This window comes from Pseudomonas sp. KT_2_4 (assembly GCF_041410225.1).
GTDB classification, from domain to species: Bacteria; Pseudomonadota; Gammaproteobacteria; order Pseudomonadales; family Pseudomonadaceae; genus Aquipseudomonas; species Aquipseudomonas paracarnis.
The window spans coordinates 3,816,820-3,841,406 of the sequence record NZ_CP166962.1 but is presented as its reverse complement, the minus strand read 5'-3'; the positions used below and the strand labels follow the sequence as shown (position 1 = coordinate 3,841,406).

At 59.8% G+C, this 24,587-nt stretch carries 21 protein-coding genes; 11 read left to right on the top strand and 10 right to left on the bottom strand.

The window, feature by feature from the left end:
* Nucleotides 1–4 precede the first annotated feature (4 nt).
* Entirely contained in the window at nucleotides 5–982 is a 978-nt protein-coding gene (locus tag AB9N64_RS17800; RefSeq protein ID WP_014716293.1) for a quinone oxidoreductase, read from the top strand.
* 110 nt (nucleotides 983–1,092) lie between these two features.
* Here the strand turns inward: AB9N64_RS17800 and AB9N64_RS17795 are convergent, their stop codons facing one another.
* The 3 genes from AB9N64_RS17795 to AB9N64_RS17785 form a co-directional block, all read right to left on the bottom strand.
* Nucleotides 1,093–1,650, bottom strand: a complete 558-nt coding sequence (locus AB9N64_RS17795; RefSeq protein ID WP_014716292.1) for an L-threonylcarbamoyladenylate synthase — start codon at nucleotides 1,648–1,650, stop codon at nucleotides 1,093–1,095.
* 73 nt (nucleotides 1,651–1,723) lie between these two features.
* A complete protein-coding gene (dprA, locus tag AB9N64_RS17790; protein ID WP_371359574.1) occupies nucleotides 1,724–2,827 on the bottom strand; it encodes a DNA-processing protein DprA in 1,104 nt (367 codons plus the stop codon).
* A 63-nt stretch (nucleotides 2,828–2,890) separates the two neighbouring features.
* Complete coding sequence (locus AB9N64_RS17785) at nucleotides 2,891–3,667, bottom strand: hypothetical protein (RefSeq protein WP_014716290.1); 777 nt, start codon at nucleotides 3,665–3,667, stop codon at nucleotides 2,891–2,893.
* Nucleotides 3,668–3,802: 135 nt separating this feature from the next.
* On the opposite strand from AB9N64_RS17785, the gene def reads away from it, so the two are divergent.
* The 5 genes from def (at nucleotide 3,803) to AB9N64_RS17760 (ending at nucleotide 8,480) form a co-directional block, all read left to right on the top strand.
* Nucleotides 3,803–4,309, top strand: coding sequence for a peptide deformylase (def, locus tag AB9N64_RS17780; RefSeq protein ID WP_003187273.1), 507 nt, complete (start codon nucleotides 3,803–3,805; stop codon nucleotides 4,307–4,309).
* Nucleotides 4,310–4,377: 68 nt separating this feature from the next.
* Complete coding sequence (gene fmt / locus AB9N64_RS17775) at nucleotides 4,378–5,331, top strand: methionyl-tRNA formyltransferase (RefSeq protein ID WP_371359573.1); 954 nt, start codon at nucleotides 4,378–4,380, stop codon at nucleotides 5,329–5,331.
* Complete coding sequence (rsmB, locus tag AB9N64_RS17770; protein WP_371359572.1) at nucleotides 5,328–6,638, top strand: 16S rRNA (cytosine(967)-C(5))-methyltransferase RsmB; 1,311 nt, start codon at nucleotides 5,328–5,330, stop codon at nucleotides 6,636–6,638. The genes fmt and rsmB overlap by 4 nt, the downstream gene beginning before the upstream one ends.
* A gap of 22 nt (nucleotides 6,639–6,660) precedes the next feature.
* The gene (trkA, locus tag AB9N64_RS17765) at nucleotides 6,661–8,034 is read left to right on the top strand and encodes a Trk system potassium transporter TrkA (RefSeq protein WP_014716287.1); all 1,374 of its coding nucleotides are present in this window, start codon (nucleotides 6,661–6,663) and stop codon (nucleotides 8,032–8,034) included.
* Between the two features lie 134 nt (nucleotides 8,035–8,168).
* Nucleotides 8,169–8,480 carry a M48 family metallopeptidase gene (locus AB9N64_RS17760; protein ID WP_014716286.1) on the top strand — a complete coding sequence of 104 codons (312 nt, stop codon included), beginning with the start codon at nucleotides 8,169–8,171 and terminating at the stop codon, nucleotides 8,478–8,480.
* Nucleotides 8,481–8,611: 131 nt separating this feature from the next.
* Here AB9N64_RS17760 and AB9N64_RS17755 read toward each other — a convergent pair whose 3' ends face one another.
* Nucleotides 8,612–9,499 (bottom strand): lysophospholipid acyltransferase, encoded by an 888-nt coding sequence (locus AB9N64_RS17755; RefSeq protein ID WP_014716285.1) that lies wholly within the window; start codon nucleotides 9,497–9,499, stop codon nucleotides 8,612–8,614.
* A gap of 40 nt (nucleotides 9,500–9,539) precedes the next feature.
* The gene (locus AB9N64_RS17750; protein ID WP_014716284.1) at nucleotides 9,540–10,097 is read right to left on the bottom strand and encodes a DNA-3-methyladenine glycosylase I; all 558 of its coding nucleotides are present in this window, start codon (nucleotides 10,095–10,097) and stop codon (nucleotides 9,540–9,542) included.
* 81 nt (nucleotides 10,098–10,178) lie between these two features.
* Between AB9N64_RS17750 and glyQ the strand changes: the two genes are divergently transcribed.
* From glyQ to AB9N64_RS17730, 4 genes are all read left to right on the top strand, one after another.
* On the top strand, nucleotides 10,179–11,132 hold the full coding sequence (gene glyQ, locus AB9N64_RS17745; RefSeq protein ID WP_003187265.1) for a glycine--tRNA ligase subunit alpha: 954 nt from the start codon (nucleotides 10,179–10,181) through the stop codon (nucleotides 11,130–11,132).
* Nucleotides 11,129–13,183: a glycine--tRNA ligase subunit beta gene (glyS, locus tag AB9N64_RS17740; protein WP_014716283.1), complete on the top strand. Its 2,055-nt coding sequence runs from the start codon at nucleotides 11,129–11,131 to the stop codon at nucleotides 13,181–13,183. Before glyQ ends, glyS begins: the two co-directional genes overlap by 4 nt.
* Nucleotides 13,183–13,722, top strand: a complete 540-nt coding sequence (gene gmhB / locus AB9N64_RS17735) for a D-glycero-beta-D-manno-heptose 1,7-bisphosphate 7-phosphatase (protein ID WP_173877514.1) — start codon at nucleotides 13,183–13,185, stop codon at nucleotides 13,720–13,722. The genes glyS and gmhB overlap by 1 nt, the downstream gene beginning before the upstream one ends.
* A gap of 82 nt (nucleotides 13,723–13,804) precedes the next feature.
* Nucleotides 13,805–14,575 carry a 1-acyl-sn-glycerol-3-phosphate acyltransferase gene (locus AB9N64_RS17730; RefSeq protein ID WP_003187258.1) on the top strand — a complete coding sequence of 257 codons (771 nt, stop codon included), beginning with the start codon at nucleotides 13,805–13,807 and terminating at the stop codon, nucleotides 14,573–14,575.
* 181 nt (nucleotides 14,576–14,756) lie between these two features.
* Here the strand turns inward: AB9N64_RS17730 and AB9N64_RS17725 are convergent, their stop codons facing one another.
* Entirely contained in the window at nucleotides 14,757–17,036 is a 2,280-nt protein-coding gene (locus AB9N64_RS17725; protein WP_073843354.1) for a CHASE2 domain-containing protein, read from the bottom strand.
* A 409-nt stretch (nucleotides 17,037–17,445) separates the two neighbouring features.
* Between AB9N64_RS17725 and AB9N64_RS17720 the strand changes: the two genes are divergently transcribed.
* Nucleotides 17,446–18,168, top strand: coding sequence for a response regulator transcription factor (locus AB9N64_RS17720; protein WP_014716281.1), 723 nt, complete (start codon nucleotides 17,446–17,448; stop codon nucleotides 18,166–18,168).
* A gap of 105 nt (nucleotides 18,169–18,273) precedes the next feature.
* On the opposite strand, the gene gyrB is transcribed toward AB9N64_RS17720, so the two are convergent.
* From gyrB to dnaA, 4 genes are read right to left on the bottom strand one after another with little or no spacing between them, the layout of a single operon-like run.
* Nucleotides 18,274–20,691: a DNA topoisomerase (ATP-hydrolyzing) subunit B gene (gyrB, locus tag AB9N64_RS17715; RefSeq protein ID WP_003187253.1), complete on the bottom strand. Its 2,418-nt coding sequence runs from the start codon at nucleotides 20,689–20,691 to the stop codon at nucleotides 18,274–18,276.
* 4 nt (nucleotides 20,692–20,695) lie between these two features.
* Nucleotides 20,696–21,799: a DNA replication/repair protein RecF gene (gene recF, locus AB9N64_RS17710; RefSeq protein ID WP_003187251.1), complete on the bottom strand. Its 1,104-nt coding sequence runs from the start codon at nucleotides 21,797–21,799 to the stop codon at nucleotides 20,696–20,698.
* 20 nt (nucleotides 21,800–21,819) lie between these two features.
* The gene (gene dnaN / locus AB9N64_RS17705) at nucleotides 21,820–22,923 is read right to left on the bottom strand and encodes a DNA polymerase III subunit beta (RefSeq protein ID WP_371359571.1); all 1,104 of its coding nucleotides are present in this window, start codon (nucleotides 22,921–22,923) and stop codon (nucleotides 21,820–21,822) included.
* 38 nt (nucleotides 22,924–22,961) lie between these two features.
* Nucleotides 22,962–24,482 (bottom strand): chromosomal replication initiator protein DnaA, encoded by a 1,521-nt coding sequence (gene dnaA, locus AB9N64_RS17700; protein ID WP_032901521.1) that lies wholly within the window; start codon nucleotides 24,480–24,482, stop codon nucleotides 22,962–22,964.
* Nucleotides 24,483–24,587: the final 105 nt, after the last annotated feature.

Genomic DNA, 24,587 nt, shown 5'->3' with positions numbered 1-24,587 from the left:
GCAGATGGCCAAACGTATCCAGTTCAGCGCCCATGGCGGCCCCGAAGTACTTGAATATGTGGACTACACGCCAGCGGAGCCTGGCCCACAGCAGGTTCGGGTGCGCAACGAAGCTATCGGCCTGAACTTCATCGACACCTATTTCCGCAGTGGTCTCTACGCGCCGCCCGCCCTGCCATCGGGCCTGGGTGCGGAAGGCGCTGGCGTGGTGGACGCGGTGGGCAGTGAAGTCAGCCAATTCAAAGTTGGCGACCGCGTGGCCTACGGCAGCGGTCCGCTGGGTGCCTACAGCGAGCTGCATGTGTTGCCTGCCGCCAACCTGGTGCACCTACCGGATGAGATCAGCTTTGAACAGGCCGCCGGTGCCATGCTCAAAGGCCTGACCGTGCAATACCTATTGCGCCAGACCTATGAGCTCAAAGGCGGTGAAACCATTTTGTTCCACGCCGCCGCCGGTGGCGTGGGTTCCCTGGCCTGCCAATGGGCCAAGGCCCTGGGCGTGAAGTTGATCGGTACGGTCAGCTCCCCGGAAAAAGCCGCTTTGGCCAAATCGCTGGGCGCCTGGGAAACCATCGACTACAGCAAGGAGGATGTCGCACAACGCGTACTGGAATTGACTGACGGCAAGAAGTGCCCGGTGGTATATGACGGCGTCGGCAAAGACACCTGGCTGACCTCGCTCGACAGCGTGTCACCGCGGGGCTTGTTGGTGAGCTTCGGCAATGCGTCGGGTGCAGTGGATGGGGTGAACCTGGGGATTCTGTCGGCGAAAGGATCGCTGTACGTGACCCGGCCTACTTTGGCGACCTACGCGAACAACCCGGCGAACTTGCAGGCGATGGCGGACGATCTGTTTTCGATGATCAAAAGTGGCAAGGTGCGCATTGATATCAACCAGCGCTACTCGCTGGCAGAGGCGGCCAAAGCGCAGACGGAGTTGTCGGGGCGGCGCACGACTGGATCGACCATCCTGCTGCCTTAAGATCGTACCCACGCTCTGCGTGGGAATGCATACCGTGACGCTCTGCGTCACAAGCGGACGCAGAGCGTCCAATGCGGCGTTCCCACGCAGAGCGTGGGAACGAGCTGCACCTACGAGGGGCGCACCACATCACCCGTCACCAGGTCCCGAATCAGGCTCGGGTTCTTGCGCCCACCCAAGGCGCCGCCCAACACCAGGTCCACTTGCCCGCGAAAATACTGCTCCACGCGAATCCGCGTGCGGGCTGCCGGGCGGCCCTGTGGGTTGGCCGAGGTGGAAATCAACGGGCCGACCTCGGCGCACAAATCTCTCACCAACGGATGATCACTGACCCGCAGCGCTACGGTGTCGTGCACACCCGTGACCCATTCGGGCAGCAAGTCTTGATGGGGCACCAGCCAGGTATTCGGCCCTGGCCAGGTGCTGGCCATGCGTTCGATCCATGTGTCCGGGAAATCTTCAAACAGAAAGTCGAACTGACGAATATTGTCCGCCACCAGGATCAGGCCTTTGTCGACCGAGCGGTTCTTGATCGCCAGCAGCCGATCCACTGCTTCTTCGTTCCACGGGTCGCAGCCCAGGCCCCAGACCGCTTCGGTCGGATAGGCGATCACCGCGCCTGCGCGAATTTCCCGTGCGGCTTCCAGCACACGCCACCTGTTGACCATTGTTTACTCTCCGGACTAAAGCTCTGGGCAGTTTACCGATCTTCGTTACAAAACCTAGCGCCAAAAACGTCCACTACAAAAGCCGACACCGCGCCAGCCAGCGCCCGCTTTCGCAAATCACCTGGCCCTCCAACTCCAGCTCCGTCAGGGTGGCCAGCACTTGGGACAACGGCCGGCCGCTGGCAATCGCCAAGGCTTCGCTGCTATGCGGTGCCGCGTGCAGCAGCGCCACCAGCGGATGGGTCACGGGCACCGGCGCAGCAGGGGGCAACCGCTGCCAACCGCGCAGGCCTTCAAGAATGTGCTCGATGGTTTCCACCAGCACCGCGCCATCACGGATCAGTTGATGACAGCCCTTGGCGGCGGGGTGGTGGATGGAACCCGGAATCGCGTACACCTCACGCCCTTGCTCCGCCGCCAGGCGTGCGGTGATCAGCGAGCCGCTGGACATACTGGCCTCCACCACCAGCACGCCTAACGACAACCCGCTTATAATCCGGTTGCGCCGTGGGAAATTACCGGCCTGGGGCGCGGTATCCAGTGGAAACTCGGAAACCACGGCGCTGCCTTGGGCGATCATCGCCGCAGCAAGCTTGCGATGGCGCTGTGGATAAAAATTTTCCAGGCCAGTGCCAAGTACGCCGATGGTATGGCCGCCCACGTCCAATGCCGCCTGGTGCGCCGCGCCGTCAATGCCCACCGCCAGCCCACTGGTGATGACAAAACCGGCGCTCGCCAGGCTGCGGGAAAAGGCCGCTGCCGTGTCCATGCCTGGGCGAGAGGCACGCCGGCTTCCGACCATGGCCAACTGTGGTTTTTCCAGAATACCGGGGTCGCCCGCCACGAATAACAACGGCGGCGCATCGTCGATCTGCGCGAGCAACGCCGGGTACTCTGGTTGGTCCCACATCAGCAAATGCTGGGCCGGGCGCGCCAGCCAGGCCAACGTCTCACTGGCACCGTCACGGACTTTGGGGCTACGTCGGGCCTCGGCACTGACGGCGGGCAAACCGAGGGAACGCCAGGCGCTGGCGGGAGCACTCAGGGCCTTGGAAGCGCAACCAAAGGCTTCGATCAACACGTGAAAACGCTTGGGCCCCAGTTCTGGCAGCCTGTGCAAGCGTAGCCGGGCTTCCAGCTCTGCCGGGGAAATATCGCTACTGTTTATCGGATTCATATGATCATCCTTGACCGGAACAAGCTGTGGATAACTCTGTTGGTAACTTATTTAGCAGGCTATTTATTGCGCTTGTTGAGCCGTCTCGAAACGGTCTTGCACGGCCAACGACCTTGAAGCACTGAGCACCAGGGCATAGCTGAGCTTTTCGTAGGTGCGAAACACCAGCAGGGTGCCCGCTCGCTCATCCGGGAGCGGCGTGGGCGTACCGGTGAGTGCGTCTCGCACGGTGGCGCCAGCCTTGATCACCGTCAGCAGTTGGCCTTCCATCAGGCCATCGCGGCGGCCCTTGTTCAGGGTCACAGCATCGAGCACGCCAATCTGCGTGACGCCCTTGGGGATGTCGATGATGTGCCCTGTAATCAAGGGTGCGGGTTTGCAGGGTTCCAGGCTGGCCAAAGCAACGGGAGGCTCGGCGCGCAACAAACGGTCACCCGGGCGAATTTCCTGGGTCACCCGTTGCACTGCCAAGGTGGTGAGGCTGTCGGCAAGCACAAAGCGCGCAGTGCCGATGTCGTCGGCATTGATGCCGAGTAATTCCTGGGTAACGGGGTCGGTGTAGGCCTTGCCCCGCCGAAAGATCCCGTAGCTGGGCTGGGCCGGGTCCAGATGCCCGCGCGCATGCACACGCTCGTCGTTGGCACCCAGCACGCGCCCGCCTTGAGCCGCAATAATATAAGGCGCGTTGTCCAGGTCGTGGGGGGAGTCAAAAATACGGTTGTGCAGTAAAAAATGCTGAATGGCCTGTTGCGCGGCCTGATCCAGACGCTCAGTGGGTTGCACAATCAATGCCGTGGCGAACGGGGCCCACAGCAGCAAGACGAGTAGCGATTTCCTCATGGGGTGAATCTCCTTTATTATGTGCGTTCGCGTGAAATGCCATAGCCTTCGCGGCTTCCGAGCGTTTCACACCGGCCGTATGGGTCCATCCCACCGCCGATTTGTCTCTTCCTCACATGTGCAGCAATTACGCTTATGGCTATTTTGAACATCCTCGAATTTCCCGACTCGCGCCTGCGCACGATCGCCAAGCCGGTGGCCGTAGTGGACGACAAGGTTCGTCAGTTGGTCGATGACATGTTTGAAACAATGTATGAAGCCCCGGGCATCGGCCTCGCCGCTACCCAGGTCAACGTGCACCTGCGTGTCGTGGTCATGGACCTGTCGGAAGATCGCAGCGAACCTCGGGTGTACATCAACCCTGAGTTCGAACCGCTGACCGAAGAGATGGGCGAATACCAGGAAGGCTGCCTGTCGGTGCCGGAGTTCTACGAGAACGTTGAACGCCCGCTGCGCGTGAAGATCAAGGCGCTGGACCGTGACGGCAAGCCGTTTGAGCTGATTGCCGAAGGTCTGTTGGCGGTGTGCATCCAGCATGAATGCGACCACCTCAACGGCAAACTGTTTGTCGATTACCTGTCCACGCTCAAGCGGGACAGGATCAAGAAAAAGCTGGAAAAAAAGCATCGCCAGCAAGCTTGATGCCCTTCTTCCAAAGGCTTGCTGCGGCAAGCCTTTTTCTTTTGTGACTGTTTTTACCGAGAACTCCCATGACCGAGCCATTGCGCATTGTTTTTGCCGGCACTCCTGAATTTGCCGCCGAACACCTCAAGGCGCTGCTTGCCAGCCCTTATGACATCGTCGCGGTGTACACCCAGCCGGATCGCCCGGCCGGTCGCGGGCAAAAACTGATGCCGAGCCCAGTCAAGCAATTAGCACTGGAGCACAACATTCCGGTGCTGCAACCGCCGACCCTGCGTAACGCCGACGCCCAGGCCGAACTGGCCGCGCTGAAGCCGGACCTGCTGGTGGTGGTGGCTTACGGTTTGATCCTGCCTCAGGCTGTGCTGGATATACCGCGCCTGGGTTGCATCAACAGTCATGCTTCACTGCTGCCCCGCTGGCGCGGTGCGGCGCCGATTCAGCGCGCCGTTGAAGCAGGCGACAGCGAAAGCGGCGTGACCGTGATGCGCATGGAGGCCGGCCTGGATACCGGGCCGATGCTGCTCAAAGTCACCACCCGGATCTCCGCCCAAGACACCGGCGGCAGCCTGCACGACCGCCTGGCTGAGCTGGGGCCGCCCGCCGTGATCCAGGCCATCGCTGGCCTGGCTGCCGGCACCCTGCAAAGTGAAATCCAAGACGACAGCCTGGCCACCTACGCCCACAAGCTGAACAAGGACGAAGCGCGCATCGACTGGAGCCGCCCAGCCGTGGAACTGGAGCGCCTGGTACGTGCCTTCAACCCATGGCCGATCTGCCACAGCACCCTGAACCGCGAAGCCTTAAAAGTGTTGGCCGCGACCCTGGCCGATGGCGCAGGCGCTCCCGGCGAGATCATCGGCGCCAGCAAAGACGGCCTGTTGGTGGCTTGCGGTGAACAGGCGCTGTGCCTGACGCGTCTGCAATTGCCCGGCGGCAAGGCGCTGAACTTCAGTGATTTGTTCAACAGTCGTCGTGAGAAATTCGCCCTGGGCACCACGCTTGGAGTGGTCACTCAATGAACCCACGTCTGGCCGCCGCCAAGGCTCTCGCCGCCGTGCTCAACGGCAAGGCTTCGCTGAACAGTTCATTGCCCACGCAGTTGGATAAGGTTGAAGACCGCGATCGGGGGTTTACGCAGGACCTGGCCTTTGGCACCGCCCGTTGGCAGCCACGGTTGTCTGCGTTGGCCGCCAAGCTGCTGCAAAAACCGTTCAAAACGGCGGACGCGGATGTCGAGGCGCTGTTGCTGGTGGGTCTCTACCAGTTGCTCTACACCCGCGTGCCCGCCCACGCCGCCATTGGTGAAACCGTCGGCTGCGCCGACAAGCTGAAAAAACCCTGGGCCAAGGCCCTGCTCAATGCCGTGCTGCGCCGCGCCCAGCGTGAAAGCGAAACGCTGTTGGCCGAGCTGGAACATGATCCGGTGGTGCGCACCGCCCACCCGCGCTGGCTGCAAAAATCCCTGAAGGCCTTTTGGCCCGAGCAATGGGAGGCTATCTGCGCGGCCAACAACGCGCACCCGCCGATGATCCTGCGGGTCAACCGTCGCCACCACAGCCGGGATGCATACCTGCAATTACTCGCCGACGCGGCCATCAACGCCACCCCGTGCGTGTACAGCACGGACGGTATCGTGCTGGAAACCGCCGCCGATGTGCGCAGCCTGCCGGGCTTTGCCCAAGGCTGGATCAGCGTGCAGGACGAGGCCGCGCAATTGGCTGCCGATCTGCTCGATTTGGCCCCCGGCCAGCGCGTACTCGACGCCTGCTGCGCGCCAGGCGGTAAGACGTGTCACATCCTTGAGGTTGAAAAAGACCTGGCCGGTGTGGTGGCTGTGGACCTTGAGGCCAAGCGCCTGGTGCGCGTGCGGGAAAACCTTGCACGCCTGGGCCTCAGCGCCGACCTGATCGCCGCCGACGGCCGCGACACCGCGACGTGGTGGGACGGCAAGCCATTCCAGCGCATCCTGCTGGACGCTCCTTGCTCCGCCACCGGCGTGATCCGCCGTCATCCGGACATCAAGCTGACCCGCCAGCCCGACGACATCGCCGCCCTGGCGTTGTTGCAAGGCGAACTGCTCGACGCGCTGTGGCCAACCCTGGAAGTGGGCGGCATCCTGCTTTACGCCACCTGCTCCACGCTGCCCACCGAAAATACCGAGGTCATCCAAGCCTTCCTCGCCCGCACCAGCGGCGCGCGCGAACTGGACCTCGCCACCAGCGCCGGCATCAAGCAGCCCCACGGCCGCCAACTGCTCGCGCAGGAAGGCGGGCACGATGGCTTCTACTACGCCAAACTGATCAAGATTGCCGCCGCGCGCGGCTGAATGGTTTTAAGGGAGTGACCGGATGAAAATCATCATCCTTGGAGCAGGGCAGGTGGGTGGCACGCTGGCCGAACATTTGGCCGGTGAAGCCAACGACATCACCGTGGTCGACACCGATGCCGAGCGCTTGCGCAACCTGGGCGACCGCCTGGACATTCGTACGGTGCAAGGCCGCGCGTCGTTTCCGACGGTGCTGCGCCAGGCCGGTGCCGACGATGCCGACATGCTGGTGGCTGTGACCAACAGCGACGAGACCAACATGGTCGCCTGCCAGGTCGCCCACACCCTGTTCCACACCCCGACCAAGATCGCTCGGGTGCGCGAAGCGGCTTACCTGACCCGCGCCGGGCTGTTCGACAACGACGCCATCCCGGTAGACGTCCTGATCAGCCCGGAACAGGTGGTGACCCACTACATCAAGCGCCTGATCGAAATTCCAGGTGCGCTACAGGTTATCGACTTCGCTGAAGGCAAAGCGCAACTGGTAGCCGTGAAGGCCTATTACGGCGGGCCGCTGGTTGGCCAGCAATTGCGCCAGCTGCGTGAGCACATGCCGAATGTGGAAACCCGCGTCGCCGCGATTTTCCGCCGTGACCGGCCGATCCTGCCCCAGGGCGATACGGTGATCGAGGCTGACGACGAAGTATTTTTCATCGCCGCCAAGGCGAACATTCGTGCGGTCATGAGCGAAATGCGCAGGCTCGACGAAAGCTACAAACGCATCGTCATCGCCGGCGGTGGGCAGATTGGCGAGCGTTTGGCAGAAGCCATCGAAAGCCGCTACCAGGTGAAGATCATCGAGATGAGCCCGACGCGGTGCCGGCATTTGTCCGACACCCTCGACAGCACTGTTGTACTGCAAGGCAGCGCCTCGGACCGTGACCTGCTGATGGAAGAAAACATCGCCGACGCCGATATCTTCCTGGCCCTGACCAACGATGACGAAGCCAATATCATGTCGTCCTTGCTGGCCAAGCGGCTGGGGGCGAAGAAGGTGATGACCATCATCAACAACCCGGCCTATGTGGACCTGATCCAGGGCGGCGATATCGACATTGCCATCAGCCCGCAGTTGGCGACGATTGGCACCTTGCTCGCCCACGTACGGCGTGGCGACATTGTCAGCGTGCACTCGTTGCGCCGTGGCGCAGCGGAAGCCATCGAGGCGATTGCCCACGGTGACTCCAAGTCCAGCAAAGTGATTGGCAAGGCGATCCGCGATATCGGCCTGCCGCCCGGTACCACCATTGGCGCGATCATTCGCGATGAAGAAGTGATCATTGCCCACGACGACACGGTGATCGCCACCGGAGACCACGTGATTTTGTTCCTTGTGGACAAGAAACATATCCGCGATGTGGAGAAGCTGTTCCACGTGGGGTTGAGCTTTTTCTGATTAAAAATTTGAGTGAGCCTGCCGCCGCCATCGCGGCAAGCCCGCTCCCACATGTGATCGCGTTCCAAGTGTGGGAGCGGGCTTGCCCGCGATGACGATATCGAAACCGCTATATAGCTAAAGGACGCACAGTCATGCTCGAATCCCTGGAAAAAATGCTCGCCAAGGGTGTGGATAATTCGCTGCTGCGCTTTGGCCTGGGCAAGGGTTATCTGGACCTGAAGGACAACGCAACGGCGGCCGAGCATTTGCAGCGATGCGTCGAGTTCGATCCGAAGTATTCAGCGGCGTGGAAGTTGTTGGGCAAGGCGCGGCTGGGATTGGAAGATCGCGCGGCAGCACACCTGGCATGGGAGAAGGGCATCGAAGCCGCCCAGGCCCATGGCGACAAACAGGCCGAAAAAGAAATGACGGTGTTCCTGAAGAAACTTGATCGCCAAACCTGACGTGATCACCTGTGGGAGCTGGCTTGCCTGCGATAGCATCACCTCGGTATATCAGGCACTCCGAGGTGATGCTATCGCAGGCAAGCCAGCTCCCACATTTGATCTCCATTGGGCTGGAGGTCAGCGGTGAGTCAGTACCACCGCGCCTCACCCGGCGGGCGTTTCTTGAAGCGTTTCATGCTCCACATGTACTGGCTTGGGTAAGCACCTACATAGCGCTCAACTACCTTGCTCATCGCCGCACAGGACGTCGCGGTGTCGGTGCTGTACATGTCCTCCGGCGCCGCTTCCAGGATCACCTTGTAGCCCGAGCCGTCCGGCAGCCGCAGGGCATGCAGGAACACACCCACCGCCTTGTGGCCCGCGAGCATGTTCGGCACGAACTTGCTGGTAAGCGCCTGGGTGGCAAAAAACGGTACGAAGATCCCGGCGGACTCAGCCGGCTCCGGGTCGGCAGGAATGCCCACCTGGCCGCCTTTGCGCACTTCCTTGATCACACTGAGAATGCCTTCCTTGGTGGAGGCCGCCACGCGGTTGCCCAGCTGCACGCGTTGTTTGCGCAGCAGTTCGTCCACCGCCTTGAGCTTGGGCGGGCGATAGAAAATGATCGGTTTGCACTGGCTGCAATAGAAGTGGTTCAACACTTCCCAGTTGCCCAGGTGGCTGGTGATGCCCACCACGCCTTTGCCAGAAGCCAGGGCCTCGTGCAGCACTTCCAAGCCCTCGACTTCGCGGACCAGGTCGATGGAGCGCTGCGCCGGCCAGATCCACGCGCAGGCGCTTTCGGTGAGGGACTTGCCGATGTCCATCAGGCTGCGGCCCACCAGGCGCTCGCGTTCTGCAGGGTCCATGTCCGGGAAGCATTTGGAGAGGTTGATCCGCACGGTATCGCGGGAACGGTTGGGGGTTTTCCACATGATCCAGCCGATCCCCGTGCCGACGGCTTGTACGGCGCGCCAGGGCAGCAGGGCAAACAACCGAAGAGCGCCTACCAGCAAGGCGCCTTTAAACTTTTCCACAGGTCACTCCTGATCGTGTGTGGTGCGCAAAGCCGGCATTCTAACCGGCGTTGACCAAGTCCGCGTAACGGTCGCAGTCCTGGGTGTGGTCCATGACCATGCCCGAGGCCTGCATGAAGGCGTAGCAGATGGTCGGTCCGACGAAGGTGAAGCCGGCCTTTTTCAAGGCTTTGCTCATGGCTTGGGCTTCGGGCGTGATCGCCGGGACGTCGCTGCGATCCTTGAAGTGATTGACCTTGGGTTTGCCGCCGACAAACGACCACAGCAACCCCACGGGATCTTCCAGCGCCAGCCAGGCCGCGGCGTTGCGCCGGGTAGCGTTGAGCTTCAAGCGATTGCGCACGATACCCGGGTCCTGCATCAGCACCTCGATTTCGTCATCGCTCAATTGCGCCAGACGCTGCGCGTCAAAGCCGAACAACACCTTTCGATAATGCTCGCGTTTGCGTAAAACGGTGATCCAGGACAGGCCTGCCTGGAACCCTTCGAGCAAAAGCAACTCGAACAAACCCTGCGCATCGCGCAGCGGCGTTCCCCACTCTTGATCGTGATAAGCCATGTACAGCGGATCTTCAGAACACCAAAAGCAGCGTGGCATAAGGCTCCAGGGAGTGGTGGCGGGGCCGAATCGGGTATACTCCCGCTCTTTAAATCGCAGCCCAAGTAACAGGTGAATTTCGTGAGCCAGCCTACGCCAGCCGTGCGTACCTTCCAAGACTTGATCCTCGCCCTCCAGCAATACTGGGCCGAGCAAGGTTGTGTGGTACTTCAGCCCTACGATATGGAAGTAGGCGCCGGCACTTTCCACACCGCTACATTCCTGCGGGCCATCGGCCCGGAAACCTGGAACGCCGCTTATGTGCAGCCCAGTCGCCGCCCGACTGACGGCCGCTACGGCGAAAACCCGAACCGTCTGCAGCACTACTACCAGTTCCAGGTGGTATTGAAGCCCAACCCGGACAACTTCCAGGAGCTGTACCTGGGCTCGCTGAAACATGTCGGCCTGGACCCACTGGTGCACGACATTCGTTTCGTCGAAGACAACTGGGAGTCGCCAACCCTGGGCGCCTGGGGCCTGGGCTGGGAAGTCTGGCTCAATGGCATGGAAGTGACGCAGTTCACTTACTTCCAGCAAGCCGGCGGCATCGAGTGCTACCCGGTCACCGGCGAAATCACCTATGGCCTTGAGCGCCTGGCCATGTACCTGCAAGGCGTGGACTCGGTCTACGACCTGGTATGGGCTGACGGCCCGTTCGGCAAGGTGACTTACGGCGATGTGTTCCACCAGAACGAGGTGGAGCAGTCCACCTACAACTTCGAACACGCCAACGTCGACAAACTGTTCGAACTGTTCGACTTCTATGAAAGCGAAGCCAAGCGTCTGATCGAACTCGACCAGCCGCTGCCGTTGCCAAGCTATGAAATGGTGTTGAAGGCCTCCCATACCTTCAACCTGCTGGACGCCCGCCGTGCCATTTCGGTTACTGCGCGCCAGCAATACATCCTGCGTGTGCGCACCCTGGCGCGTTCCGTCGCCCAAGCCTACCTGCTGGCTCGCGCCAAGCTGGGCTTCCCGATGGCAACCCCGGATTTGCGTGATGAAGTGTTGGCTAAGCTGGAGGCTGCACAATGAGTGCTCAAGATTTCCTGGTTGAACTGGGCACCGAAGAGCTGCCACCCAAGGCCCTCAATACCCTGGCCGATGCATTCCTGGCCGGTATCGAAAAAGGCCTGCAGACCGCTGGCCTGAAGTTTCAAGCCAAGAAGGTCTACGCCGCGCCGCGCCGCCTGGCTGTGCTGCTGACCGCGCTGGAAACCCAGCAGCCGGATCGCAGCATCAACCTGGACGGCCCACCGCGCCAGGCGGCTTTCGACGCCGAAGGCAACCCGACCCAGGCGGCCCTTGGCTTTGCCAAGAAGTGTGGCGTGGAGCTGAGCGAGATCGACCAGAGCGGCCCGAAACTGCGTTTCAGCCAGGTCATCACCGGCAAGCCAACCGCCAGCCTGTTGCCGACCATCGTTGAAGATTCCCTGAACGACCTGCCTATCCCCAAGCGCATGCGCTGGGGTGCGCGCAAGGAAGAGTTCGTGCGCCCAACCCAATGGCTGGTGATGCTGCTCGGCGACCAGGTCATCGATTGCACCATCCTCGCCCAGAAGGCCGGTCGTGACTCCCGTGGTCACCGCTTCCATCATCCAGAAAGCGTGCGCATCACTTCGCCGGCCAACTACCTCAACGACCTGCGCGCTGCTTACGTGCTGGCCGACGCCAATGAGCGTCGCGAGCTGATCAGCAAGCGCACCGAAGAGCTGGCCCGTCTGCAAGAAGGCACCGCCATCGTGCCGCCAAGCCTGCTCGACGAAGTGACCGCCCTGGTGGAATGGCCGGTGCCGCTGGTGTGCTCGTTCGAAGAGCGTTTCCTCGACGTGCCGCAAGAAGCCTTGATCACCACCATGCAGGACAACCAGAAGTACTTCTGCCTGCTGGACGTGGACGGTAAGTTGTTGCCGCGTTTTATCACCGTGGCCAACATCGAAAGCAAAGACCCACAGCAGATCATCGCCGGTAACGAAAAAGTCGTGCGCCCGCGCCTGACCGACGCCGAGTTCTTCTTCAAGCAAGACAAGAAGCAGAAGCTGGAAGACTTCAACCTGCGCCTGCAAAACGTGGTGTTCCAGGAAAAACTCGGCAGCGTCTACGACAAGGCCGTGCGTGTTTCCAAGCTGGCGGCCTACATTGCCCCACGTATCGGCGGCGACGCAGCCTGGGCAGCGCGTGCTGGCTTGCTGTCCAAGTGCGACCTGGCCACCGAGATGGTCGGCGAGTTCCCAGAGATGCAAGGCGTGGCTGGTTACTACTACGCCCTCAACGACGGCGAGCCGGATGATGTCGCCCTCGCCCTGAACGAGCAGTACATGCCGCGCGGTGCCGGTGCAGAACTGCCGAGCACCCTGACCGGTGCGGCCGTGGCCATTGCCGACAAGCTGGACACCCTCGTGGGTATCTTCGGTATCGGCATGCTGCCCACCGGCAGCAAAGACCCGTATGCCCTGCGCCGTGCGGCCTTGGGCGTGCTGCGTATCCTGATCGACAAAAAGCTGGACCTCGACCTGACCCAGGCCGTGGTATTTGCCGTCGGCCAGTTCGGCACCAAGGTCAAGCAAGCCGGCCTGGCCGAGCAAGTGCTGGAGTTTGTGTTCGATCGCCTGCGTGCGCGTTATGAAGACGAAGGCGTGGACGTTTCCGTCTACCTGTCGGTACGTGCCCTGCAACCGGGCTCGGCACTGGACTTCGACCAGCGTGTACAAGCCGTGCAAGCGTTCCGCAAGCTGCCGGAAGCCGATGCCCTGGCCGCCGTGAACAAGCGCGTGTCGAACCTGTTGAGCAAGGCCGACAACCTCGGCACTGCCGAAGTCGACCCGGGCCTGTTTGCCGATGCCAAGGAGTTCTCGCTGAACTCAGCCATCGCCAAGGCCGAGAACGCCGTGAAGCCGCTGATCGCTGAGCGTAACTACGCTGAAGCGTTGGCGCGCCTGGCGTCCTTGCGTGAGCCGGTGGATGCGTTCTTCGAAGCGGTGATGATCAATGCCGATGATGCTGGCGTGCGCAAAAACCGCTACGCCATGCTGGCGCGCCTGCGTGGCTTGTTCATCAATATCGCCGACATCTCCGTACTGGGCTGATCATGTTGAAACTGCTGATTCTCGATCGGGACGGGGTGATCAACTACGACTCCGACGCTTACATCAAGTCGGTGGAGGAGTGGATCCCGCTGCCCGGTTCGATCGAGGCCATCGCGCAGTTGAGCAAAGCCGGCTGGACGGTGGCCATCGCCACCAACCAGTCCGGCATCGCCCGCGGTTACTACGACATCGCGACCCTGGAGGCCATGCACGCGCGTTTGCGCGCGTTAGTGGCCGAGCAGGGCGGCGAGGTGGGGCTGGTGGTCTACTGCCCCCACGGGCCGGACGAAGGCTGCGATTGCCGCAAGCCCAAGCCTGGCATGTTGAAAATTATTGCAGAACATTACAAGGTGCCCTTGGCTGGGATATGGTTCGTCGGGGACAGCCTCGGTGACCTGGAGGCGGCCAAAGCCGTCGACTCTCAGCCAGTTTTGGTTAAAACCGGAAAAGGCGAAAAGACCCAGGCTAAAAACCTGCCGGTAGGCACCTTGATTTTTGACGATCTGGCGGCCGTTGCCGCAGAACTTATCAACAACTAGCCGCCCTCGACTTCCTGACCAAGGACTGTTCGGGAGTGCGCTTTTAGCAGGCGGGCCGTGTCCCGCAACGGTAAATGCCGCCATGTCGATCTTGCAGGCCATCAGAACCTTTTTCTTTTACCTGCTGCTGGGCACCAGTTCGTTTCTCTGGTGCACCCTGAGCTTTTTTATTGCACCGTTCCTTCCCTTCAAGGCGCGCTATCGCTTTATCAACGTCTACTGGTGCCGCTGCGCGTTGTGGCTGAGCAAGGTGTTCCTGAATATTCGTTTCGAGGTCAAGGGCGCTGAAAACGTTCCTGATCAACCGTGCGTGATTCTCTCGAACCATCAGAGCACCTGGGAGACGTTCTTCCTCTCGGCGTATTTCTCGCCGTTGAGCCAGGTGCTCAAGCGCGAGCTTCTGTATGTGCCATTCTTCGGCTGGGCCATGGCCATGTTGCGTCCGATCGCCATCGACCGGGACAACCCCAAGGCTGCGCTCAAGCATGTCGCGAAGAAGGGCGATGAGTTGCTCAAGGACGGCGTCTGGGTGCTGATCTTTCCCGAGGGCACGCGGGTGCCCTACGGCACCGTGGGTAAGTTCTCACGGGGTGGTACCGCCCTGGCGGTCAACGCCAACCTGCCTGTGCTGCCAATTGCGCATAACGCCGGCAAGTTCTGGCCCAAGACTGGCTGGGCTAAACGCCCAGGCACTATCACCGTAGTGATCGGCGAACCGATGTACGCAGAAGGCGAAGGACCACGTGCCATCGCCGCCCTGAACGACCGCGCTGCGGCGTGGAATGAGGCGCAGCAACGGGCCATGGGCTCCCTGCCTCCGGAACCTGTGGTGGTGGAGACGCCGGCCGTTTGAGCATCTGTGGATAACCTGTGTACGCTTTGTTGGCGAATTGGCTTTTTTGCTTCATAACAAGCTGATTTACCTACATATTTCTGAAGCTCATAAAATTCAGAAAAACGTGCATAAGTTTTTTCTTCATAAAAAAACCGGTCCTTGTGACCGGTTTTTTATGCACAGCAGAAAAGCCGCTTTTTCAGTCCTCCAATAACGGCAGCAGCAGGATAAACGTCGAGCCCTTGCCCAGCTCACTTTCACACACGATGCGCCCACCGTGCCGCTCCAACACTGCTTTAACCATGGTCAGCCCCAGTCCAAGCCCCTCACTGCCTTGAGCCGAATCGAAACGTCGGTATTGGTTAAACAACTCCGGCAGATCCTCAGGCGCAATCCCCGGTCCCTGGTCGCTTATCCTGCATTCCAACCAACCTTGCGCACTGCCATGCCTCAACCTGACGGTGGTACCGGATGGGGAGTATTTGATCGCGTTCTCCAGCACATTGAACAACGCCCGAGTGAGCAGCGATTGGTCAGCGTAGACCATGGCCTCGTCCGCCTCATCCAGGTCGTGAACCAAATGGATGCCCTTCAACTGCGCAATCACCGCCACTTGATCAAAGGCGTCCATCACCAGCATGGCAAACAGGGTGGGCTGGAACTGGTAACCGTCCGCTTCAGCCTTGGCCAATTGCACAAAGGATTCAGTCAGGCTCAAGGCCCGCCGCACCTGCTGTTCGATCTGGGTAAACACCGGGGACTCCCCGTTGTGCACGTCCAACAGGGCAAGGATCGCTGAGTGCGGTGCACGCAGGTCGTGGGAAAGGAAACGCAGCATCGTCTCGCGGTGCTGCTGGGCTTCACGCTCCTTGCTCAGGTCCGTGAGGCTCAACAACCAGCCGAGGGCAAAATCCCCTTCGGCAGGCAGCAAAGGGGCTAGCTCCATGCGCAAACTGCGTTGGTGGATATCGCGAAACTCGACCAGTTCCAGTGCCGATAGGGCAGGGCGTACACCATTGTGCAGCGGGGGATAGCCTAGATCGGCGAGCTGTTCGACGAGGTTTTCGCCGACCAGGTCATTGCCGAATACTTCACGGGCCACGCGGTTGGCCAACAGGATGCTGCCCTGAGGGTCGGTGATCAGCGTTGCTACCGGCAGGCACTCCAGCCCGTCAGCCATAAAGCGCCGCGTATCGCGTGTACGACTGACGGCTTGTTCAAGGGCAAAGATCCGCCCTTGCAGCACATCGCCCTTACTGGCGGGCGCGCGACGACGTTCCGGAAGCACCTTGGGTTCGTTATCCAGACGTGCCAGTTCCCAGCCAAAGTAGGCGAGAATTACGCTCAGACGTCGCCAATTCCAGATCAGGTAACTCAGCAACAAACCGATCAGGCATGCTGCGGGGCTCCACCAGTGGCCCAGGCGCAATAAGCCCCATGAGCCCAGCAAAGCCACGGCCATGCACGCCAAGGTCATCCACAGGGCGTAACGGGGGCGCACAAGCAGAAGGCCCAGCAGCAGGGCCACCAGGGACGTTGCCAGCAACGCCGCGAACCAGCCGGGCAGATCGACGATGCTGCGACCCTGCAATAAACCATTCAGTACTTCAGCCTGGATCTCAACCCCCGCAGTGGTGCCCACGGTGGAAGAGAGCGGCGTCACGAAACGATCGGCCATGCCATAGGCTGAGGCGCCGATCAGAACCAGGCGACCCCGCAGCGACTCGGGAGCTACCTCGCCGCGTAGTACGCTGACGTAGGACAGACTGGGAAAATGGTCTGGTTCCGAAGTGAACGGCACACGAATCTCATGTTCCTGATGCCAGTGCCCTCCAGTAGGCTCTTGTGGCAGGCCCGGCATCGTCTCGGCATGCTCGCTCATGGCGAACGCCAGCCACGCCAACTGAGGAAGCGTGCTCCCCGGCGGGCCTTCACGTAGATACACGCTGCGCACCACACCGTCGTTGTCCGCTTCGACGTTGATGTGACCAACACCCTTGGCGCACTTGAGCAGTGGCGACAACGGCGCTATGGGAGCCTTGGGGCTGACGCTGCTGTCTCCGGCGATGGGCAGCAATACATTGCCGGCTTTGCATACGGCATCGGCCAGGCGCTGCTCGTCATGACTGTGGTCGGTCTCACTGAAGATCACATCCAACAAAATGCCCGCCGGCTGTGCGGCGTTCACGCGTTCAATCAGCTCGGCATGTACGCTGCGCGGCCAAGGCCATGGGCCAAGTGCTTCCAGGCTGGGTGCGTCGATGGTCACCAGGACGATGCGTGGATCTACCGGCAAGGGCGTGAGGCGGCGCAGGCTGTCATAGAGCGGATTATTGAGCGCTAAGCCAGCGCTCAAGGATAAGTAGGCCGTAAAGGGCAGGAGTACCAAACCGATCAGCAGCCATTCACGAACCAACCCATGGAACAAAAGCTGGGCCTGGGTAGGTTGGCGTTTCTCGGTTTTGCGCCAGAGCTTCACAGGGCTAGCGCCATGAGGGGGCCAAGGCATTGATGGTCGTTAAGTAAAGATGTCATAAGCCCAGGATCCCTCTCCATGGGGTTGCGATGAAGTGCATGCGGTGTTCTGAAACCAGTGAAGCTTATTTCGGTCTCATTGGAGGACTTCCCACGACCGCGCAATGAACGATACCGCACATTGGAGCGGGCATAACGCCCCGGCGAGGCGATCACACCGACCCTTTTCCGGAACGACAGGAGCCGGTATCTTCTTTGAGGATCGTAGTGGATTGAGTTTACGGCGCTTTCAGCGTATCGAGAGATCCAGGCACTGTAGAATCCGTCCATAATTATTCAGATTCATAGGCCGGCATTTGTACAGCATGTGCCCCCATTCAAGCTCTCGTATTTTTGTAGGAAGGACCCCGCCCATGCGTGTCGCAATACTGGATGACGAACCCGCAGAGTTGCGACGGGTGGAACAGACACTGCGACAGATTCCCGGTCCGGCTGAACAGCCCTGGTCCCTGCATTTTTTTGAACGTGGCGAAGACCTGCTACGCCAGCTACGTCGGGAAACCTTTGACCTGCTGATCCTCGACTGGCAACTGCCGGATATCTCCGGGATCGCGTTATTGCGCTGGACCCGCGAGCACATGGAGTCGCCTCCCGCCGTTATCATGCTCACCAGTCGCGATGCCGAAAGCGATATCGTGACGGCGTTGAACAGCGGGGCGGACGACTATGTCAGCAAGCCGTTTCGGCCCAACGAACTCAAAGCCCGAGTCAGCGCCGTGCTGCGGCGCCACGGTTTGCAAAAGTCGGCTACCCAGGAAGTGCAGAGCTTTAACGATCTGACGTTCGACGATGCCGAACTGACCGTCACCCGAGCGGGCAAGCCCATTAACCTGACAGAACGGGAATACCGTTTGGCAAGTTGTCTATTTGCCAACCTGGCCCGGCCGTTGTCTCGCGAGTATCTCTATGAGCGGTTCTGGAGCCACGAAGAAATGGTGTCGTCGCGGCCGTTGGACACGCATATCTACCGCCTGCGCAACAAGCTAGGGCTGACCGCGGATCGCGGTTGGCAGCTGTTGACGATCTATGGGTACGGGTATCGGTTGGAGAGTGTGACACCCGCTGTGGAAAGTTAAATAGCCTGATGTTCCACGTGGAGCATTTAAAAAATGCGCGACTACGAACCAACAAAAAAGGCCAACGCTGAGCGTTGGCCTTTTGTTTTTAGCAGATGTTCCTGATCAGAAGTCCAGGTTAGACACCGCCAAAGCATTGCTCTCGATGAAGTCACGACGAGGCTCGACCGCATCACCCATCAGGGTGTTGAAGATCTGGTCGGCGCCAATGGCGTCTTCGATGGTCACGCGCAGCATGCGACGTTGAGCAGGGTCCATGGTGGTTTCCCACAGCTGATCCGGGTTCATCTCGCCCAGACCTTTATAGCGCTGGATGGTATGACGCTTGGTGCTTTCCGCCATCAACCAGTCCAAGGCTTCCTTGAACTCCTTGACCTGCTTCTTGCGCTCGCCACGCTGAATGTAAGCACCGTCGTCCAGCAGGGTGCTCAATTGCGCGCCGAGGGTAACCACGGTCTTGTAGTCGTTGCTACCGAAGAAGTCGCGGTTGAAGGTGACGTAATTGGACAGGCCGTGGGAGATCAGTTCGACCTCTGGCAGCCATACGTTACGTTCACGGTCCTCACGCAGGCTGGCTTTGTACACCAGGCCAGACTTCTCCACAGTACGCAGGCGCACTTCGTATTGGGCCAGCCAATCCTGCATGGCGGCGTGATCGCCCAACTGCTCCAGGCTCACGGCCGGCAGGTAGATGAAGTGCTCGGTCAGCTCCTGAGGGTACAGGCGCGACAAACGCTTGAGTGTCTTCATGACCATGCGGAAGTCGTTGACCAGTCGCTCCAGCGACTCACCGGAGATACCCGGCGCTTCGTCATTCAAGTGCAGGCTGGCATCTTCCAGGGCCGACTGCGTCATGTACTCTTCCATGGCGTCGTCGTCTTTGATGTATTGCTCTTGCTTGCCCTTTTTCACTTTGTACAACGGCGGCTGGGCGATGTAGATGTAGCCACGCTCGATCAGCTCCGGCAACTGACGGAAGAAGAAGGTCAGCAGCAGGGTGCGGATGTGCGAACCGTCGACGTCAGCATCGGTCATGATGATGATGTTGTGGTAACGCAGCTTGTCGATGTTGTACTCATCGCGGCCAATACCGCAGCCCAACGCCGTGATCAAGGTGCCGACTTCCTGGGAGGAAATCATCTTGTCGAAGCGGGCCTTCTCAACGTTGAGGATCTTACCCTTCAACGGCAGGATGGCCTGGGTGCGACGGTTACGACCCTGCTTGGCGGAACCGCCAGCAGAGTCACCTTCCACCAGGTACAGTTCGGAGAGGGCAGGGTCCTTCTCCTGGCAGTCAGCCAGTTTGCCTGGCAGGCCGGCGATATCCAGCGCGCCTTTGCGGCGGGTCATTTCACGGGCCTTCCGTGCGGCTTCACGGGCGCGTGCAGCATCGATCATCTTGCCGACAACCAGCTTGGCTTCGTTCGGGTTTTCCAACAGGAAGTCGGAGAAGTACTTACCCATTTCCTGTTCAACCGCAGTCTTCACTTCGGAAGACACCAGCTTGTCTTTGGTCTGGGAGCTGAACTTCGGATCCGGTACCTTGACCGAGATGATCGCCGTCAGGCCTTCACGGGCATCGTCACCGGTGGTGGCGACTTTATGTTTCTTCGCCAAGCCTTCCGCTTCGATGTAGGTGTTCAGGTTACGCGTCAGCGCAGAACGGAAACCCACCAGGTGAGTACCGCCATCGCGTTGTGGAATGTTGTTGGTGAAGCACAACAGGTTCTCGTTGAAGCTGTCGTTCCACTGCAGGGCGATTTCCACGCCGATGCCATCTTCACGCTGGATGTTGAAGTGGAACACCTGGTTGACCGCGGTCTTGTTGGTGTTCAGGTATTCAACGAACGCTCGCAGGCCACCTTCATACTTGAACAGCTCTTCCTTGCCGCTGCGCTCATCCTTGAGGACGATGCCGACACCGGAGTTAAGGAAAGACAGTTCGCGAATCCGCTTGGCCAGGATGTCCCAGCTGAAGTGGATGTTTTTGAAGGTTTCTTCCGATGGCTTGAAGTGGATCTGGGTACCGGTGGTTTCACTGTCACCGACGATTTTCATCGGCTCCTGTGGTACGCCGTGGACGTAGGTCTGCTCCCAAATCTTGCCGCTACGGCGGACAGTGAGGATCAGTTCTTCGGACAGGGCGTTCACTACCGACACACCTACACCGTGTAAACCACCGGATACTTTATAGGAGTTGTCGTCGAACTTACCGCCAGCGTGGAGCACGGTCATGATGACCTCTGCCGCCGAAACGCCTTCTTCTTTGTGCACGTCTACCGGGATGCCACGACCGTTGTCACGCACGGTGATGGATTCATCCGGGTGGATGATAATGCTGATGTCGTCGCAGTGACCGGCCAGAGCTTCGTCGATGGAGTTATCGACCACCTCGAACACCATGTGGTGCAGACCGCTACCATCATCGGTGTCGCCAATGTACATACCGGGACGTTTGCGTACGGCATCCAAACCTTTCAGCACTTTAATGCTGGTCGAGTCGTACGTGTTTTCTTCGCTCATGCCTTCACTCCCGATGGTCGTGGGTCTGGGTGATACGGCCTTGTTCCACGTGGAACAAAGCGACTGGCGTTTCCGTCTGCCAGCCTTCCCTCAATAATTCGTGGTCTACACAGGTGATAAACACCTGGCAGCGTAAGTCTTCCAACAAGCGGCATAGCGAGCGGCGGTGCTGCTCGTCGAGCTCTGACGGCAAGTCATCCACCAAATAAATGCACTGACCGCGTCGAGCCTGGCTAACCAAATGGCCCTGCGCGATACGCAACGCACAGACCACTAGCTTCTGCTGGCCGCGAGACAATATATCCGCAGCATTGTGTGCACCTAATCTAAGGCGCAAATCAGCGCGCTGGGGGCCAGCCTGGGTGTGTCCGATTTGCTGATCCCGTTGCAAGGACGTTGCGAGCACTGCACTCAGCTCACGTTCTTTGTCCCAACCCCGGTAATAACTCAGCGTCAGGCCCTCGAGGTCCAACAACTCGCTCAAGGTCTGCTCAAAGACTGGTTTCAAGGCTTTGATATAGGCGCGGCGGTATTCATCTATTTCGTCGCTGGCCAGGCACAGTTCACGGTCCCAGGCTGCTTGCGAAGCGGCGTCAAGTGTACCATGCCGCAGCCATGAGTTCCGCTGCCGCAGGGCCTTCTGCAGGCGCTGCCAAGTGGCCATGAAGCGGGGTTCCACGTGGAACACGCCCCAGTCGAGGAATTGCCGACGGATTTTCGGGGCACCTTCCAGCAATCGAAAGCTGTCGGGGTTGATCAGTTGCAACGGCAGGATCTCTGCCAGTTGCGCTGCGCTGCGCGCATTTTGCCCGTCGATTCGGATCTGAAATTCCCCACCACGATCACGCGATATCCCCAGGCTGCTATGACCGCCCTCAGCCAGTTCCACTTGGCCAAATACGGTACAGGCCAATTGTTCGTACTGAATCACGGGTAACAAACGGGCACTGCGGAAGGAACGCGCAAGCCCCAGCAGATGGATGGCTTCCAGCACACTGGTTTTGCCACTGCCATTGGCGCCATGGAGGATATTGATGCGGGGGGAAGGGGAGAAGGTCACCGGGTGCAGATTGCGCACCGCGGTGACCGAGACGCGACTGAGGGACATCTAGCTTCTGCTGAGCATGATTACAGGCGCATCGGCATGACAACGTAAGCCGAGTCGTCGTTGTCGGATTCTTGTACCAGGGCGCTGCTGTTGGAGTCCGACAGGATCAGACGAACCTGTTCGGTAGTCATAACACCCAGCACGTCCAACAGGTAGCTCACGTTAAAGCCGATTTCCAGCGATGCGCCGTTGTAGTCGACACCCACTTCTTCTTCCGCCTCTTCCTGTTCCGGGTTGTTGGCCTGGATTTTCAGTTGACCGTTGGCCAGCTGCAGGCGAATACCACGGTACTTTTCGTTGGACAGAATCGCAGTACGGCTAAAGGCTTCACGCAGAGCCTGACGATCACCGACCACCAGCTTGTCGCCACCTTTAGGCAACACACGCTCGTAGTCCGGGAACTTACCGTCTACCAACTTGGAGGTGAAGGTGAACTCACCGGTGGTCGCGCGAATGTGGTGCTGGCCCAACACGATGCTGACGTTGCCGTCCGGCTCGCTGAGCAAGCGCGCCAGTTCAAGGATACCTTTGCGTGGAACGATTACCTGGTGACGATCCGGCTGACCGATATCGGCACGCATCGAGCACATCGCCAGGCGGTGACCGTCGGTGGCTACAGCACGGATGATGCCTTCCGAGACTTCCAGCAGCATACCGTTGAGGTAGTAACGCACGTCCTGCTGGGCCATTGCGAAGCTGGTGCGCTCGATCAAACGACGCAGCTTGCTTTGCTCCAGGCTGCACGTCAGCGAGCCAGGGCCTTCTTCTACGGTTGGAAAGTCATTGGCCGGCAAGGTCGACAGGGTGAAACGGCTACGGCCTGCCTTGACCACCAACTTCTGCTCATCCACCTTGATGTCGATCAGCGCATCGTTAGGCAGGCTTTTGCAGATATCCATCAGCTTGCGCGCCGGCACGGTGATCTCGCCGGGTTCGGCAGGCTCTTCGAGCTGGACACGACCCACCAGTTCGACTTCCAGGTCGGTACCGGTCAAGGACAACTGTTGCCCCTCGACCACCAGTAATACGTTGGAAAGCACCGGCAAGGTCTGTCGGCGCTCGACGACGCCTGCGACCAGTTGCAGGGGTTTCAACAGGGCTTCGCGTTGAATGGTGAAATGCATGGTCTAGTCCCTTGCCTTAATAAGCTGCGCTGGTGTCATCACGTAGTCAGTGTACGCAGCAGGTTCTTGTAGTCCTCGCGAATATCCGCGTCGGATTCCTTAAGTTCATTGATCTTGCGGCATGCGTGCAAGACCGTGGTGTGGTCGCGTCCGCCAAACACATCACCGATTTCCGGCAGGCTGTGGTTGGTCAACTCCTTGGAGAGGGCCATGGCAACCTGGCGTGGACGTGCCACCGAGCGCGAACGGCGCTTGGACAGCAGGTCGGAAATCTTGATCTTGTAGTACTCGGCCACGGTACGCTGGATGTTATCCACACTCACCAGCTTGTCCTGCAAGGCCAACAAGTCTTTCAAGGACTCGCGAATCAGCTCGATGGTGATATCGCGACCCATGAAGTGCGAGTGGGCGATGACCCGCTTGAGCGCGCCTTCCAGCTCACGCACGTTGGAACGGATGCGTTGGGCGATGAAGAACGCAGCATCGTGAGGCAGATCGACTTTAGCCTGGTCGGCCTTCTTCATCAGGATCGCAACGCGGGTTTCCAGCTCCGGTGGCTCCACGGCAACCGTCAGGCCCCAGCCGAAACGAGACTTCAGACGTTCTTCCAGGCCTTCGATTTCCTTCGGGTAACGGTCACTGGTCAAGATGACCTGCTGGCCACCTTCGAGCAGGGCGTTGAAGGTGTGGAAGAACTCCTCTTGGGAACGTTCCTTGCGGGCAAAGAACTGAATGTCATCGATCAACAAGGCATCAACGGAGCGGTAGAAACGTTTGAACTCGTTGATGGCGTTGAGCTGCAAGGCCTTGACCATGTCGGCCACGAAGCGCTCCGAATGCAGGTAAACCACCTTGGCATTCGGGTTCTTCTTTAATAGGTGGTTACCGACGGCGTGCATCAAGTGCGTCTTACCCAAGCCCACGCCGCCATAAAGGAAGAGCGGGTTGTAACCATGCTTGGGGTTATCGGCGACCTGCCAGGCGGCCGCTCGGGCCAGCTGGTTGGACTTGCCTTCGACAAAGTTCTCGAAGGTAAACGTGCGGTTCAGGTAACTGGTGTGCTTGAGCGCGCCTTCTACCTGCACAGTACGTTGCTCGGAGCGCACGGGCGCCTGTTGAGAGCTGGCACCGGCCATCGGGTCGAAGCTGTCGCGGGACGGCTCTTCATTCTCTGGCGCATTATTTTTGCGCGACGACGGCTTGGACGGCGCAGCTGTCGGTGCAGGTGCTGCGGCGACAGGCGCCACTGCAGCTTGGGCTTGCGACGCGGCGGCGGCCAATGGCGCATTCGGCGCGGCGCGAGGAGCTGAGCTGCGCTTGCTGCCTATTAACAAGGAGAGAGCAGGCGCCAGGCCGTTGCCATGTTCGTCGAGCAATTCGAGAACGCGGCCCAGGTACTTCTCGTTGACCCAGTCGAGGACAAAACGATTGGGCGCATAGACACGCAACTCGTCGCCTTCGGCTTCGACCTGTAGCGGACGGATCCAGGTGTTGAATTGCTGGGCAGGCAGCTCATCGCGCAAAAGCTCCACGCACTGCTGCCAAAGTTCCACTGACACGGATATCCCCTAAGTTGAAAGCCGGTGAGGCAAAAACAGCCGCCATTGTAGCGGCCAGCCGTCCACTTATCCACATGTAGGTTGTTCACAGGCCACCCAAAATCA

Excerpts from the sequence above, each read along its gene's own strand:
- AB9N64_RS17800 (WP_014716293.1), top strand. The coding sequence starts at position 5 with ATGGCCAAACGTATCCAGTTCAGCGCCCATGGCGGCCCCGAAGTACTT.
- AB9N64_RS17795 (WP_014716292.1), bottom strand. The coding sequence starts at position 1,650 with ATGGTCAACAGGTGGCGTGTGCTGGAAGCCGCACGGGAAATTCGCGCA.
- dprA (WP_371359574.1), bottom strand. The coding sequence starts at position 2,827 with ATGAATCCGATAAACAGTAGCGATATTTCCCCGGCAGAGCTGGAAGCC.
- AB9N64_RS17785 (WP_014716290.1), bottom strand. The coding sequence starts at position 3,667 with ATGAGGAAATCGCTACTCGTCTTGCTGCTGTGGGCCCCGTTCGCCACG.
- def (WP_003187273.1), top strand. The coding sequence starts at position 3,803 with ATGGCTATTTTGAACATCCTCGAATTTCCCGACTCGCGCCTGCGCACG.
- fmt (WP_371359573.1), top strand. The coding sequence starts at position 4,378 with ATGACCGAGCCATTGCGCATTGTTTTTGCCGGCACTCCTGAATTTGCC.
- rsmB (WP_371359572.1), top strand. The coding sequence starts at position 5,328 with ATGAACCCACGTCTGGCCGCCGCCAAGGCTCTCGCCGCCGTGCTCAAC.
- trkA (WP_014716287.1), top strand. The coding sequence starts at position 6,661 with ATGAAAATCATCATCCTTGGAGCAGGGCAGGTGGGTGGCACGCTGGCC.
- AB9N64_RS17760 (WP_014716286.1), top strand. The coding sequence starts at position 8,169 with ATGCTCGAATCCCTGGAAAAAATGCTCGCCAAGGGTGTGGATAATTCG.
- AB9N64_RS17750 (WP_014716284.1), bottom strand. The coding sequence starts at position 10,097 with ATGCCACGCTGCTTTTGGTGTTCTGAAGATCCGCTGTACATGGCTTAT.
- glyS (WP_014716283.1), top strand. The coding sequence starts at position 11,129 with ATGAGTGCTCAAGATTTCCTGGTTGAACTGGGCACCGAAGAGCTGCCA.
- AB9N64_RS17730 (WP_003187258.1), top strand. The coding sequence starts at position 13,805 with ATGTCGATCTTGCAGGCCATCAGAACCTTTTTCTTTTACCTGCTGCTG.
- AB9N64_RS17720 (WP_014716281.1), top strand. The coding sequence starts at position 17,446 with ATGCGTGTCGCAATACTGGATGACGAACCCGCAGAGTTGCGACGGGTG.
- gyrB (WP_003187253.1), bottom strand. The coding sequence starts at position 20,691 with ATGAGCGAAGAAAACACGTACGACTCGACCAGCATTAAAGTGCTGAAA.
- recF (WP_003187251.1), bottom strand. The coding sequence starts at position 21,799 with ATGTCCCTCAGTCGCGTCTCGGTCACCGCGGTGCGCAATCTGCACCCG.
- dnaN (WP_371359571.1), bottom strand. The coding sequence starts at position 22,923 with ATGCATTTCACCATTCAACGCGAAGCCCTGTTGAAACCCCTGCAACTG.